Genomic DNA, 14,524 nt, shown 5'->3' on the forward strand with positions numbered 1-14,524 from the left:
TTAGCCGCTCTTAACTCCCACTTGTATACCCTAAAGGGCACAGGAAAGAGGGAGTCTTAGAGCGGGTTAGTCATCGGATAAATAGTCAATGGGAGGTATTTATGATGGATTTGACAATACGCAAGATCGTTACTGTGGTTGAAGAGGTTTGTATAGATGGGAAGAAAGCGGTTGACAAACCTTTCAAGAAATGTGCGGCAGCGGCGGTTATAAAAAACCCCTTCGCCGGCGAGTATGTAGAAGATTTAAGTCGGCTGAGCGATATTGGCGAATATCTAGGCGGCTTACTGGCGCAAAAGGCGGTGGCGGCGATGGGAATTGCTCCCGAGCAAGCTGAGAGCTATGGTAAGGGCGCAATTATTGGTATGAATGGTGAGTTGGAGCATGGTGCAGCCATTCTTCATCCTAAGTTGGGCAAACCGATGCGGGAAGCGGTCGGCGGTGGCAAAGCCATCATTCCTTCCGCGAAGAAGCTAGGGGGACCAGGAACTCCGCTAGATGTACCTGTCCACTATAAAGATGCCGCTTTTGTCAGAACTCATTATGATGCCATGGAAGTAAGACTGCATGATGCCCCTGCGGCAGATGAAATCTTGGTTGCTGTTGTGGTAACCTCTGGGGGGCGCCCGCATCCGCGCATTGGCGGATTGCAAGTACATGAAATAAAAGGTGAAGACGGCCTGCGATAGCTGGCATAAGGGTGGAGTGAAGGAATGAACGTTGGTTTTATTGGGATTGGAGCCATGGGTAAACCGATGGCGCAAAATTTATTAAAGTCTGCTCAGGTTCAACTGTATGTGTATGATGTCAATGCAGCAGCAGTGGCTGAGTTGGTGGCGCAAGGTGCAACTCCATGCCAGTCTCCCAAGGAATTAGCTGAGGCTGCGGCAGTGATCATTATGATGTTGCCTAATGCCGCTATTGTGGAGAGTACTCTAACCGGTGAGCAGGGCCTGCTTGCCGCTGGTAAGGCTGGGCAGACCATCATTGATATGAGCAGTGTAGCTGCTACCAGTACGAAAAAGATGGCCGCTCTGGCGCAGGCCAAAGGAATAGATTATATTGATGCACCGGTAAGCGGCGGAGTTGCCGGGGCTGCAGCCGGAACCTTGACCATTATGGTGGGCGGTGAAGACGCGGCAGTACAGACTGTCCTGCCGATATTGCAGCTACTGGGCAAGAAAATCTACCATGTTGGCGCGAGTGGCGCAGGCGACTCGATGAAAGTGGTGAATAACCTGTTGCTTGGCATCAATATGGCGGCCGTGGCCGAGGCGTTGGTGTTGGGGACAAAGTCAGGTCTTGATCCCAAAGTCATGCTGGAAATTATCAAGGAAAGTTCGGGTCGCAGTTATGCGTTAGAGGCTAAAACAGCAAACTTTATTCTGAAAAACAACTTTGCTGCCGGCTTCGCCATTGATCTGGAATATAAGGATATGGAATTAGCCATGGAAACAGCGAAAAGCCTGGATGTACCCTTGCCTGTTGGTGCTACGGCCCAGCAAATATTTGCCATGGCCAAAGCCAAAGGTTTAGGACGAGAGGATATTTCGGCGGTGATTAAGGTCTGGGAAGAATTGGTCGGGGTTCAAGTACGGGAGTAAAGGTCGGTGTCGATGATGGAAAAAATAAATCAAATCATTGCGGAGAATGGCTTAACAGCTGGTAATCTGACGATTGGTGACTGTATTGCAATAGCCAATCAGGCTCAGGTGCGAGTCAGTGATGTTGTTGTGGCTGAAGCCATGATAACAAGCAATATGACCCAATCTGAGGTATATTCAGCCGTGCTTGCCAGTTTTTCACATAATCTATATGCTATGGAAATTGGGACGACAACAGGATCGAGTTTTTTGATGGGAACCGCAGGTCGGGAATTGGCGCAAGAAGGCGCACCACAGCTTGTGGCTGACAAATTTCTCAACAAAATACTTGCCTATACGTTAGGGGCACAGGTGGGCAATCACTCAGTTGGCCTGCAGCCTTGTGCCGGAACTGGTGATTCGTGTACTTATGCTGGTTTTGTACGGGCAATGCTGGAAGAATTGGATGATAAGGAAACGGTAGCTCGGGTTGCTGCTGTGATGCTAAAGATTGGCACGATATTCCGGGTAGGCAAGACCTCAACCGGCTGTAATATGGAAGGCTTCGGCGCTGGAGCGGCTGCTTCGGCTGCAGCCTTTGTCGAGTTGGCGGGCGGTAAACCGGCTGATATGGCTAAGGCTATAGTACTGGCGATCTCGCCAACAATCGCTAATCCGTGTACGCCTCGCGTCATGGTAGCAGGGTTGTGTGCTACTCATATCGGTGGCGGCGTTATGATCGGCAAGCTAGCAGCTCAACTGGCCATGTTTACATCGATTCCTGTGACTGTTCCAGTTGACGTCATGATTGCAATGGCTGCAGCCGTTCACCCCATATCGGCAAAACAGGTGGTGCCTGTTGTCATTCAGTATATGGAACCGTTCTTCAAAACCAATATGGCAGTGGAAACCTATATTGGTGAAGATGTCCAAGCTGAGGAAAAGGCCCGTATTGATGAAACAATCAAGCAAGCTTTAGGTGAGGCGCGGGATATGGCAAGCAAGGCTAATCCTATTGTCAAGCCCTTTGGCGAGGCGGTTGTTGGTGGCAGCAGTCAAGCGGTCGGATCGCCGACTAACACCGCACGGATTGCTCATTATCTCTCAAGGGGGAAAATTACTAAAGTAAAAATAGAGTTGTATCCCGAATTGTTTGCCCGTCGCGGGATTAATGTTCCTGGAATCTTAATGGCCGCTGTTTATGGGGCAGGTACTGACAATAGCCAGTTGTACCGTGAAGTAATGAATAAGGTGGCTAGTGAGGGCATCGAGGTCGAGATACTGCAGGTCGATATTCCTCAAATGCAGCGGATTACGGTAATCGCAGCCGAAAATACGGGGATGGTGGAAGCGCTTAACCGTGGTGGTGGTCGTCTGGTACTAAAGAGTGCATCAGATAAAGAAGAAGCCTATCGAGTGGCTAAAAAGCTGGGCATCGAGACTGTAGAATAGGGGGACGCCATGAACTTCATAGAAAAATATCTAGCCAAGGCAGCAGGTCTGGAGGCTGTGGTAGTAGGACAGGATATCCGCTGCCAGGTTGATTTGGTAGCAGCACATGATGTCACTGGGCCGATGGCTATTCAGCAATTTGAGCAGATCGGAATTGATCATGTGTTTGATCCCCGAAAAGTCGTGATGGTGATTGATCATATTTTTCCGGCTGCTACCGTTCAGGCCAAATCCATGCACTGGATTATGAAAGATTTTGCCAAGCAGTATGGTATTACCCTGTATGACAAGGGGCAAGGTGTGATTCATCAGGTACTTGCCGAAAGTCACAGGCTGCAGCCAGGCGAAATTCTGGTAGGGGCTGATTCCCATACATGTACTGCCGGAGGTTATGGTGTTATTGCTATTCCCGTAGGGTCAACCGAGCTGGCTGCCGCCATGGCAACAGGTACAATTGACATCGAGGTGCCAGAAGTAGTTGAAGTGTACATGACCGGACAGCCTAAGGTTTATGTTAGCGGTAAAGATATTGTTTTGTCCCTAATGAAAGAGTTTGGTGTGGATGGACTGACTGATAAAGCTGTTGTATTTACCGGCCCAGGAATCGCGGCTGTCAGTATGGATGACCGGATGACAATCTGCAATATGGGAATAGAAATGGGAGCCATGATTGCATGCTTTGGTGAAGAAACAGCCGCATCAGAGGTGGCACGAACCGTGCCGCTGGCATTAGAGACCATCGATATCGTCGCAGCCTGTCCCCATTCGCCGGCCAATGTACGTCCTGTTGCCGAATTAGCAGATGTCGAAGTGACCCAAGTTGTTGTCGGTAGTTGTACGAACGGCCGGCTGTCTGACATGGAGGCTGTAGTTAATGTTCTTAAACACCACAAAGTACACCAGGCAGTAACCATGCTGGTCGTTCCGGCCTCAAAGAATGTGTTAGCAGCAATGGAGCAGGCTGGCTGGTGTAAAATCTTGCGTGACGCTGGTGCGGTTATTACCAATCCAGGGTGTGGGCCTTGTTTTGGGGCTCATCAGGGTCTTGGTACCGAACGGGATGTAATCTTGTCTACTACCAACCGGAATTTCCCTGGTCGGATGGGTCACCGCAATGCCCAGGTGTACTTAGCATCGCCGGCAACGGCCGCAGTAACAGCTGTTTGTGGCAGGATTACCCAGCCGGGGTCATTATCACTGGAAGGCGGCGCGTGCTATGAATAAGCTTAAAGGTCAAGTGTGGGTTTTTGAAGACAATGTAGATACCGACCAAATACTGCCTGGCTATGCTATGGCGGAAGAATTTTCAGGGCTGGCTAAGTATGCAATGGCGGGTAGTAAAATTGCCGATTTTGCTGCAAGGGTAAAACAAGGTGATATCATTGTTGCTGGTAAAAACTTCGGCTGCGGATCAAGCCGGGAACAGGCGCCGGTGGCGCTGCAAGCCGCGGGGGTAAGGTTGATCATTGCCCCATCCTTTGCCCGGATATTTCGCCGCAATGCCATTAATATTGGCTTGCCGGTGTTGGTGGCTGATCTCAGGCAGGATGTTCAGACTGGTGACTGGATTAATGTGGACCTTGTTCAGGGGTTGGTCACGATACCTGGCGGCGAGGTTGCCGCCCAAGCCTTATCGGCCAATGTATTGGCAACCATTAATGCGGGTGGTTTGATTAACCGAGTCCGGCGAGAGTTAGGCGTAAGCAACGACTAATCAGGTCGTGGGAGGAATATAGAGTGCAAGAAAAAACAAAACAAATTATTATTGAAGATTATGATAGTATCTGCGCCTACCAGGAGACTTTCGGGGTGCAGATGCCAACCGTAAATAAAGACGGATCGATTGAGGGTCTGCCGGCACCTTATCCTCGGGTAATTAATGGTGTGGAGCGCAGCGGTTATCGGATTTATGCCTTGGCTCAGCAAGCTGCATTAACAGGCATACCTATCCAAAATCCAATCTTGGGACGTACTACGGCAGAAGAAACCTACCAGGAATCGCTGGAAATGTATAATATGGCAGAAAAGCTGGGAATTAACCTTTTTCATTTTGTTCATTCTGAGGCTACCCGCCATATTGACCCCCTAAAAGGGCGGGATTTGATTGAGCAATCGCGCGGTAAAGGCGGTATTACACCAGAGGGTGAGCGAAAACTGGTGGAACTGGGCGGTGGTTCTATTCATCCCATGCGGATCAACGCCACCGGTGATACGCCGCATCTATCGATCATTAATGCGTTAATTGCCGGTTTTGACGGAACTGATATTGGTCCGGTGATTCATGTGCATTTTGGCGGCCGAGGCATTCATGACTACAAAACCAAGGTAGTCAACGGTATTAAGGCGCTAGAAATCTGCGCTGAAAACAACATGTTTGTGCAGATTGAGTCCCACAAACACCTCAATAACATCGGTGGTACGGATGGGATGGCGTTAGCCATGTGTTTATTAGCCGAGGGTCTGGGGGTCTTAGCTGGTTTGCCAGCTGAGCTCAGCGCAGTGCAAATGAATGTGGCTGGTCTTAATCTGCTGGCCGACCTCGCGGTAATGAGAGCCTTCAAAGAAACTATGTGGAGTAAGAGCCTGATTGTTGTGCCGGAAACCTTCCAGAACCCACCTGGTGATTTAATTGCCGAATCGGCGCACTTTGCGCGGATGGCCATCAGTGCAAAACTAGGGGGAGCCAATTTTTATCGGCCTAAGGCGGCTGAATCGGTGGGCATTCCGACCGGTGCTTCCATGGCCAAGGCCATCTGGGCAACTCAAAATGTATTTGAGAATACTGTCAAGATCGATATTCGTGATCCCTATATTGAAGAGCGTAAGTTAGAGATTTTGAGTGAAGCGATGGCGGTGCTTGAGCGTGTTTTGGGGCTGGAGCGTACATTAACACCGAGTGAGATTAATGAAACATTCTGGCGCCAATATTCGAAAGACGAGATGATTGAGAAAATTGTTCGAGCCGGCAAAGCAGGGGTTATGGATTGCCCTCGTGCAGGCGGCTGGGATCTGAAACGTCATGTAAAAACTCACCGTGACAAAGATGGGATCAAACGTTATATCCCAGGCTATACGCCGCTGGGGGTTGATGAAAAGCGCGTCGCGATAACTACTGAGCCAGTAGAGGTGCCAGCAGAGAAAAAGCCAACCCGCAAGCAAAAAATGGTATTGGCTACGGTGGGGGCTGATGCGCATGTTATGGGCATTAACCTGATACGTGAGGAATTTGAAAAAGCTGGTTATGAAGTCATTTACATGCGGGGCATGAATTTGCCGGAAACTGTAGCTGAGGTAGCAGCAGAGGCCAAAGCAGACATTGTTGGTATTGCTAATTTGCTGGGACTGGGACGGGAGCTGTTTCCACGGGTTGAGGGGCGCTTAAAACAACTGGGGCTCCGTGACAAAGTACTATTGATTGCTGGGGGCCGGATTAGCGAAAAAGAAGAAGAACATACATTTTATGAAGAAAAGATTGCTAATGAAGGTACTGACTTTTTAGGTGTTGATGGATTTTTCGGTCCAGGAACCGATCCTGCCCAGTGTGTCAAATGGACTGAAGATCAGTTAGAGAGGAGAGGTTTGTAATGAGTGAGATGCAGCGAATTCCTTGTGTAATTATGCGGGGCGGCACAAGTAAGGCCATGTTTTTGAAAGCCAATCACCTTCCCCAGGATGTGGCATTACGGGATAAGATGATTTTGGAGATATTCGGTAGCCCTGATGTGCGTCAGATCGACGGGCTGGGGGGAGCTGACCCGCTGACAAGCAAACTGGCGATTATTGCTCCATCTACTCACCCAGAAGCTGATATCGACTATACCTTTGGGCAGGTCAGTATTACAGCGCCTTATATTGATTATAGCGGTAATTGCGGCAATATCTCCTCAGCTGTGGGGCCTTTTGCCATTGATGAAGGATTTGTTGCAGCCAAAGCCCGCTCTACGACGGTGAGAATTCACAATACGAACACAGGGCGGATTTTAGTCGCCGAGGTGCCTACCGAAGATGGGCGAGCTAAAGTGACTGGAGACTGCAAGATTGACGGTGTTCCTGGTACTGGGGCAGAAATTATGATGGACTTTTCTGGGACGGCCGGTTCGGCTACAGACAAGCTGCTACCAACAGGCAACCCTATTGACACTATTTCCACAAGCCGCGGCCCCTTGGACATCTCTATTGTGGATGTTTCTAATCCTTGCGTTTTTATCAGAGCCAAAGACATCGGCATGACTGGCCGGGAAACCCCACAAGAAGTAAATGGTGATGCGGCTCTCCTGGCATTTCTGGAAGAAATTCGAGCTAAAGCGACAGTTATGATCGGTATGGCTCCAGATGTTCAGACAGCCACCCAAAAAAGCCCAGCTTTCCCCATGATTGCCTTTGTGGCGCCAGCAGCTGATTATGTTGATTTTACAACAGGCCAAACGATTGATAGTAGTCAGGTGGATTTCTTAGCTAGAATGATGTTTATGCAGGTGTTACATAAAACCTATCCTGGCACCGGTACGGCATGCACCGGGGCGGCGGCAAAAATACCGGGAACCATCGTATATGAAGCCATTCCACATATTGATACAGTTAAAGTCATTCGTATTGGCCATCCGGCTGGCGTAATTGATATAGAAGCCGCTGTGGACAAGGGTGAATTGATTCGCGCCGCGTTTTCCCGCACCGCCCGTCGGATTATGGAAGGTTATGTGTTTGTGAAGAACGCTTAGTCTGGACAGGAGGGGATCGTATGCTCGCAAATCTACTGGTGTTTGATGTGGGCAGCACCTACACTAAGCTAACGGCTTTCCGGCTGGAGCAGGGTGAGCTGCAGTTTGTTGGCCGATCCCAGGCAGCAACGACCATTGCTGATATTGAAGTAGGCATTATTAATGCCAGACAATCATTGGTGCAAAGCGGGGTCGAAGTGCCTGCTGATGCTAAAGTCTTCGCTACCAGCAGTGCTGCCGGTGGCCTGCGGATGGTAGCCCTTGGTTATATGCCGCGGGTAACCGCCAAAGCTGCCAAAGAAGTGGCTATGAGCGCAGGCGCTCGCGTTTTAGAAATCGTAAGCAATGAAGATTTGCCAGAATACCGTTTGGAAGTATTGCGGGAGATTAAACCAGACATTGTTTTATTAGCCGGCGGTACTGATGGCGGTGACCAGCAATCGCTTATTGACAATGCTCACATTATTGTTCAAGCCAAAATCAAAGCAGTTATTATCATTGCCGGCAATAAAGACGCTCAAAGTCAAGTGGCTGAGATTTTTGCGAAACATAACATACCATATATCCGTGTTCCCAATGTAATGCCGACAATTCATGAATTGAAGGTCAAACCAGCCAGAGAGGCCATTCATGAGCAGTTTATCAAACAGATCACCCTGGCTAAAGGGCTAAACAAGCTAATGGATATTGTTTCAGATAAGAAGGTAATGCCTACCCCTGGCGCCGTACTTATGGGAGCTGAACTGCTCGCCAAAGGGACTTTTCAAGAAGAAGGTGTCGGTGACATCCTTGTCATCGATATCGGGGGAGCGACTACCGACATACATTCGGTTATGCCAGACCTGGAAAAGCTGACGATCGAAGAAAAGGGACTGATCGTAAATAATGAAAAGCAGCCATCATACCGTACTGTTGAAGGAAATCTAGGTTTGCGCGTAAGTGCAACCGGCATTGTTGAAACAGTTGGTCCACTAGGCGTATTAGCCAAAATTGGTCAGAATAGCGAAGAATTTGCAGAACAATTGGTAGCCTATACCGAGTATCTGGAAAAGAACCCTGACCATATCAGCCAAACGCCGCAGGAAAAGCAATTTGACCTGGCATTGGCTATCAGCGCCATCGAAGTAGCGTTGAAGCGGCATGCAGGCTATATTGCCCAGGATTTTAATCCGGTGATGGGTACAATACCTGGCACTCCGATTGGCAGGGATTTGCGTCGGGTGAAATATGTGATCGCGGTGGGCGGGGTTTTCACCCATGGTACCCTGGCAGACAAACAGTTTATCCTAGCTGAAGCTTTTAAAAATCCGGGAATATCACTACTGCCACAAAAACCGCAATTCATTATTGATGAGCAATATTTATTGTACGCTCTCGGAGCTTTAGGTTCTAAACATGCTGACCTATGTGGGAAGTTTGCCAAAAAGTATTTTAAGATGAACTAAAGGGGAATGAACATGAGACAAACTAGTGTCTTAAGACAATTGTTAGCAAGTAAAAATATTATTGTGGCCCCTGGAGCGCATGATGCGCTGACTGCTAAGATTATTGAAAAAACAGGTTTTCCAGCAGTATATATGACAGGTTACGGACAGGCGGCCAGTCATTTAGGCAAACCAGACGTAGGTCTTTTGACAATGAGTGAGATGGTGGCCCGCGCGGCAAACATCGTTGAGGCTGTCAATATACCAGTTATTGCTGATGCTGATACTGGATTCGGTAATGCCATCAATGTAATGCGCACTGTACGTGAATATGAAAAGGCCGGTGTTGCAGCCATCCAGCTGGAAGATCAGGTAGCCCCCAAAAAATGTGGTCACATGATTGGACGACAGGTCGTGCCACAGGCCGAAATGGTCGGAAAAATCAAAGCAGCCGTTGATGCCCGTCGGGATGCAGATCTTGTTATTATTGCCCGTACCGATGCCCGTACTGTTCATGGTCTTGAAGAAGCAATGGCTAGAGCGAAAGCCTATGAAGAAGCAGGCGCAGATCTTTTGTTCATTGAATCGCCGGAAAGTATTGAAGAAATGAAAAAAATTAAGGCAGCCTTTACGGTGCCGGTACTGGCCAACATGGTTGAAGGTGGTCGGACACCTTTGGTGCCAGTGCCTGAATTAGCTGCTATCGGGTACAATATTGTCATTTACCCAACAGCGTCGACCTATACAATGACATACGCCATTACTCAGTTAATGGAAAATCTAAAAAAGACCGGAACTACGGCAGGTATGCTCGATCAAATGGTTACTTTTTCAGAGTTTAATGAACTGATCGGCTTACCCCAAATCAGAGAAACTGAAAGTACATATGTAAAATAAAATTTCCATGCGTAAACGCCAAAGTGCCTTTGTTGCCTTGCGGCGTTTTCCGCATGTTATGACGGGAACACGTAAAACACATTTTTTTAAAAGCAAAGAGAGGGGCGATGATTTTTGTCGGCAAAAGATAAGGATATTTTGGACAAGCTGGAGTCTGCTTTACCAATAATTCAGCAGGCGCTGCAAAATGATGCGGGGGTAACACTTACCGACCGGGAAAAATTTATCCTGTACAAACCAGGTAAAAAACTTGACCTTAAGGTACCACAGGATCAACCTATCAAAGTAGGCAGTGGCGTATATCGCGCCATCCATGAGAAACACCGGGTTGCCATGCGGTTTGATAACACGTTGTACGGACTGCCTTATACCTCGGTTGCAATTCCTGTCTACAATGAAGATAATGAAGTAATCGGCGCAATTGCCATTACTCAGCCAGTTGAACTACAGGAATCAATGAAACAAATGGCAGGCACCCTACTGGATAATATGAATTTACTGGCTGCTACTACTGAAGAAATTTCAGCGCAGACCCAGGAAATAGCGGCTACAGGGCGGACCTTGGCTCAAGTCGCCGGTGAGTCGCAGGTGCGTGTCAAAGAAACAGATCAAGTCTTGGGATTGATTAGAAGTGTAACAAGTGAAACGAACCTATTAGGGTTAAATGCGGCCATTGAAGCAGCACGGGTAGGGGAACAAGGCCGGGGGTTCGGGGTAGTAGCTGGCGAAATCCGCAAATTGGCAACTACAAGCGCCGATTCGGTAAAAAAGATTGAGGCAATTATTAATAACATTAAAACAGACGGGTTTACAATATACAGCCAGATTCATGATACTCAAGAAGCAATTAATCAAATTGCTGTGGCGGTAACCCAGGTGGCTGAGACCATACAGGAAGTGAGCAAAATGGTTTCCAAACTTGATCAGATTGCTGAGACATTGAACTGCCAGGATTTATAGTCAGCAGATAGGTGCTAAAGCGGCTGCAATCAAAGCCGCTGACAAGGCCCTCTATCGTGCAAAAAAAGGACGGAACTGTGTGAGTAAGTAAACCAGCATTATTACGGCGAGCGGAAAAAGTGTAAACCAGCCGGCAAATAAAAATACTATTCCAGATAGAAGAGCGCTAATCCAAGCGGCAGCTTTCCCAAGCTTATCAGGAAGAATTCGGCCTGCCGAAACCATTCCAAGCATATATACGACGAGAAAGTTTGCACTGGGAATACTGATTAATGGTTTTAAATCCCAGGAGAGCAGATAACTCAGTAAAAGAATCAACAGGTAAAGCGGCGCGAAGAAAAGTAATGATATATGAGGGGTTTGAAAACGTGGATGCAGTCGGCTGAAACGCTTCGGGAAATGTCCGTCTCGTGCCTGGGCGTATACAAGACGGGAAAAACCAGCGATAAAAGTATGAACAGGACAATAACATACAATAAATCCCAGTAATGCGATTAACGTTCCTGCTATTTCTCCCCAGCGGTAAGCGACAAGTGTCACCATTACGGTGACTGGATTCTCGGCATGATAAACTCCGCTTCCTACCGTAGTAAAAGCTACAGCAAGGTATAGTGCGTTTACCAATACTACTGCAACTCCTAGGCTCAAAGGGAGGTCGCGGTGAGGACTGCGGAACTCTTCGGCTAAATGCCCAATCATTTCCCAGCCCATAAACGCAAAAAACAAAAGCATCATGGCCTTACCTACGGGAACCCAGCCGTGCGGGAGGAACGGCGTAAATGCCTGGAACTGTATCTGGGGAACCGCTGATAAGACGGCAAATGTGAGAATGAACAGGATGGCAGAAACGACAAAGACTTGAGTGCGGCCAGAAAGTTCGATGCCTCTATAGTTAAGCCCAATGGCAGTAAGCAGTAGTCCAGCCGCTGCCAGATGGATGCCGGTTGACGACCAGGCAAATATGCTGCCAAGATAGTGAGCGCCTACTAGAGCGGTGACAGGCATGCCAAACGGCATGGCGCTCAGCATGAGGATTCCGGTAATTTGACTGGCATTTTCTCCAAATGCCTGACGGACATAGGTAGCCATGCCGCCTGAGTCGGGAAATCGGGATGACATAGTACCGATGGCAATCACCATTGGCAAGGAAAAGAGGCCCATTAGCAACCAACTAATAAGGGAGGCCGGCCCTGCCATTTCGGCTGTAATAGCCGGAAGAACTAAAATACCCGAACCAAGAACAGCACCTATTGTCAAAGCTGCTCCCTGAACCCATGTAATGCTTTTTTTAAGCTCGACTTGTTGTTGCATGAATAACTCCCCTTTGCAATCCAAAATATTCTTGACCATAACGTTAGGTATATCCTATCATAGAGACAGAATGTTTGATAAGTCGATTGTTTTGATTGAAACGATCGGAATATCCGATGGAGCGTGATGGAATGTATGTGAAACAGTTAGAGGCCTTTCTTACCGTTGCCCGCTTGTTAAACTTTGGAGAAGCTGCCCGAACACTGAATTACTCTCAGTCAACCATATCAGAACAAGTTCACGGACTCGAGGCATATCTTGGTGCAAGGTTATTTGAGCGAATCGGCAGAAAAGTATTTTTGACAGAGCAAGGTAAGAAGCTCTTGCCGTTTGCTGAGCGTATGATCAGAGATGTCGAAGAACTAAAGAGCCTGTTTAATGATGATGAGGTTGTAGCCGGTTCTCTGACCATCGGAGCTGCAGAATCTCTCTGTGCATTTTGGCTGCCACCAATGTTGAAAAAGTACCGGATTCTCTATCCTCAAGTAAAAATGGCAATCAAAGTGGGTAACTGTGTTGATTTCCCACAGTGGTTGCAGCAGAATATAATTGACGTAGCGTTCAGCCTCAATGACGAGTCTGGGCAGCAACAATTGCGCCAGATTGAGCTGTTTCGCGGCGAAACAGTATTTATTGTAGCAGCGGATCATGAATTATCAGCCAAAAAACTATTGAAACCGCAAGACCTTGCCGGGCAGACGCTTCTTTTGCCAGAAGGATATTGCGGATATCCGATGGACTTGAAGTTCTTATTAGAGATGGAGCAGGTTAAAGCCAACATGATCATGGAGTTCGGCAGTCTCGAATCAATAAAACAGTGTGTCAAAAATGGTCTGGGAGTCTCGCTTTTGCCTAAGATTGCTGTGGCTGAAGAACTAAAGCGCGGTGAGCTAGTTAGTCTGGCCTGGAGTGGTCCGGATATTCCCATTGAGGCACATATGATTTTTCACGGTGATAAGTGGGTGTCCCCACCTTTGGCCGCTTTGGAGAAGTTAATTGCTGCTGAAATGGCGAATGATCCAGATTTCCCCCGAGATAGTAAATGAGTCTTGGCAACAACATAAAAATAAGCACCCGTTGACGTTTTTTTCGTCTACGGGTGCTTATTTTTATAAATGTATTCTGACTACGTTATGCTAGGCGCTAAAGAAGTTATTAACCTCCTAGCGGTCCTGGTAGCAGAAAATATACCACAAAAATATATTAGCAATAAAGGAGGTCGGTACGAATGCTGGGTTCAAATGATCTGCAAATTTTTAGTTGGGTCATAGGCCTGATGCTAGGGCTTAATGTTTTGACAATGGCACTGTTTGTTCTGTTTGCGAAACTGCCGCATGGACAATTCCGGGAGATGATTCGCAATATTATATATCAACTTGACAAGTTCGCAGATAAGATGGAAAACAGTGAAAAGCGCGCAGCGGCAATTCAGCAAATTAATTCAATATTGGGCTGGCGAGGCATATTGATCCCTGTCGCACTCGTTGGTTGGGTGATTGACACAGAGGTAGCTGTAATTAGGCAGATGCAAAAGGCGACAGATACGCCAAATTTACACGACGATCAGGAGGGTCGGATAAGTAGTATGGAACAAGTCACTTTAACAGATATAAAACAAATGGCCATAGAGGCTAAGGCTGCTCTACAGCAATCAGCTGAAAGATACCAATGGCCGATTAAGGTTTATTTACATTGGTCTGCAGGACACTATGACCAGTTTTTTTATGATTACCATATTAATATTGGACAAGATGGCGCAATATTTACGAGCACCAAAGACTTGAGCGAGAAAAAGAGTCACACATATTACCGCAATAATGGTGCGATTGGTATTGCGGCAGCCTGTGCCTATAATGCCACATCCTGTAGCGATTTAGGACCAGAGCCGCCAACGTCTGCCCAGATTGAGGCAATGGCTCAAATAACTGCTGCGCTAAGTGAAGCCTTGGAAATTCCGATCGATACTGAGCATTTTATGACGCACGCGGAGGCTGCTGACAATATGGATGGTTGTGATCCAGGCTATGCGGCAAATGGATACCCGCAAGGGAAATATGGTCCGCAAAATAGTGTAGAGCGTTGGGATTTGTGGGTGGTTGCTGTCGGTGATCATCCTGGTACTGGTGGTGATATATTGCGAGCAAAGGGGGCTGGCTACCAATACCATTAAACTGTCGTC

At 47.7% G+C, this 14,524-nt stretch carries 12 protein-coding genes and 1 pseudogene; 12 read left to right on the top strand and 1 reads right to left on the bottom strand.

The genetic code is table 11. The annotated features are described in order from the left end of the window. Window positions 1-101 precede the first annotated feature (101 nt). The 10 genes and pseudogenes from B9A22_RS18550 to B9A22_RS26590 form a co-directional block, all read left to right on the top strand. Window positions 102-689, top strand: coding sequence for an amino acid synthesis family protein (locus tag B9A22_RS18550; protein ID WP_217805986.1), 588 nt, complete (start codon window positions 102-104; stop codon window positions 687-689). 24 nt (window positions 690-713) lie between these two features. After that, window positions 714-1,604, top strand: a complete 891-nt coding sequence (locus B9A22_RS18555; protein WP_084577431.1) for an NAD(P)-dependent oxidoreductase — start codon at window positions 714-716, stop codon at window positions 1,602-1,604. Window positions 1,605-1,610: 6 nt separating this feature from the next. Then, window positions 1,611-3,035: a hypothetical protein gene (locus B9A22_RS18560; protein WP_217805987.1), complete on the top strand. Its 1,425-nt coding sequence runs from the start codon at window positions 1,611-1,613 to the stop codon at window positions 3,033-3,035. A 9-nt stretch (window positions 3,036-3,044) separates the two neighbouring features. Beyond that, entirely contained in the window at window positions 3,045-4,259 is a 1,215-nt protein-coding gene (locus B9A22_RS18565; protein ID WP_084577432.1) for a 3-isopropylmalate dehydratase large subunit, read from the top strand. Then, window positions 4,252-4,749 carry a LeuD/DmdB family oxidoreductase small subunit gene (locus tag B9A22_RS18570; RefSeq protein ID WP_084577433.1) on the top strand — a complete coding sequence of 166 codons (498 nt, stop codon included), beginning with the start codon at window positions 4,252-4,254 and terminating at the stop codon, window positions 4,747-4,749. The genes B9A22_RS18565 and B9A22_RS18570 overlap by 8 nt, the downstream gene beginning before the upstream one ends. A 23-nt stretch (window positions 4,750-4,772) precedes the next feature. Continuing rightward, window positions 4,773-6,620 carry a cobalamin-dependent protein gene (locus B9A22_RS18575; protein ID WP_217805988.1) on the top strand — a complete coding sequence of 616 codons (1,848 nt, stop codon included), beginning with the start codon at window positions 4,773-4,775 and terminating at the stop codon, window positions 6,618-6,620. Then, a complete protein-coding gene (locus B9A22_RS18580; RefSeq protein WP_084577434.1) occupies window positions 6,620-7,753 on the top strand; it encodes a 2-methylaconitate cis-trans isomerase PrpF family protein in 1,134 nt (377 codons plus the stop codon). Before B9A22_RS18575 ends, B9A22_RS18580 begins: the two co-directional genes overlap by 1 nt. A 20-nt stretch (window positions 7,754-7,773) precedes the next feature. Then, window positions 7,774-9,198 (top strand): glutamate mutase L, encoded by a 1,425-nt coding sequence (locus B9A22_RS18585; protein WP_084577435.1) that lies wholly within the window; start codon window positions 7,774-7,776, stop codon window positions 9,196-9,198. A gap of 12 nt (window positions 9,199-9,210) precedes the next feature. Further along, entirely contained in the window at window positions 9,211-10,074 is an 864-nt protein-coding gene (locus B9A22_RS18590) for an isocitrate lyase/PEP mutase family protein (RefSeq protein WP_084577436.1), read from the top strand. A 642-nt stretch (window positions 10,075-10,716) separates the two neighbouring features. Further along, a pseudogene (locus tag B9A22_RS26590) lies at window positions 10,717-11,034 on the top strand (methyl-accepting chemotaxis protein); the annotation flags it as partial. 51 nt (window positions 11,035-11,085) lie between these two features. Here B9A22_RS26590 and B9A22_RS18600 read toward each other — a convergent pair. Continuing rightward, window positions 11,086-12,345, bottom strand: a complete 1,260-nt coding sequence (locus B9A22_RS18600) for an APC family permease (protein ID WP_084577438.1) — start codon at window positions 12,343-12,345, stop codon at window positions 11,086-11,088. A 116-nt stretch (window positions 12,346-12,461) separates the two neighbouring features. Here B9A22_RS18600 and B9A22_RS18605 point away from each other — a divergent pair, with 116 nt between their 5' ends. Next, window positions 12,462-13,391 carry a LysR family transcriptional regulator gene (locus B9A22_RS18605; protein WP_245824051.1) on the top strand — a complete coding sequence of 310 codons (930 nt, stop codon included), beginning with the start codon at window positions 12,462-12,464 and terminating at the stop codon, window positions 13,389-13,391. Between the two features lie 182 nt (window positions 13,392-13,573). Further along, complete coding sequence (locus B9A22_RS18610; protein ID WP_084577440.1) at window positions 13,574-14,515, top strand: N-acetylmuramoyl-L-alanine amidase; 942 nt, start codon at window positions 13,574-13,576, stop codon at window positions 14,513-14,515. Window positions 14,516-14,524: the final 9 nt, after the last annotated feature.

Source organism: Sporomusa malonica (genome assembly GCF_900176355.1).
Classification (GTDB): Bacteria; Bacillota; Negativicutes; order Sporomusales; family Sporomusaceae; genus Sporomusa; species Sporomusa malonica.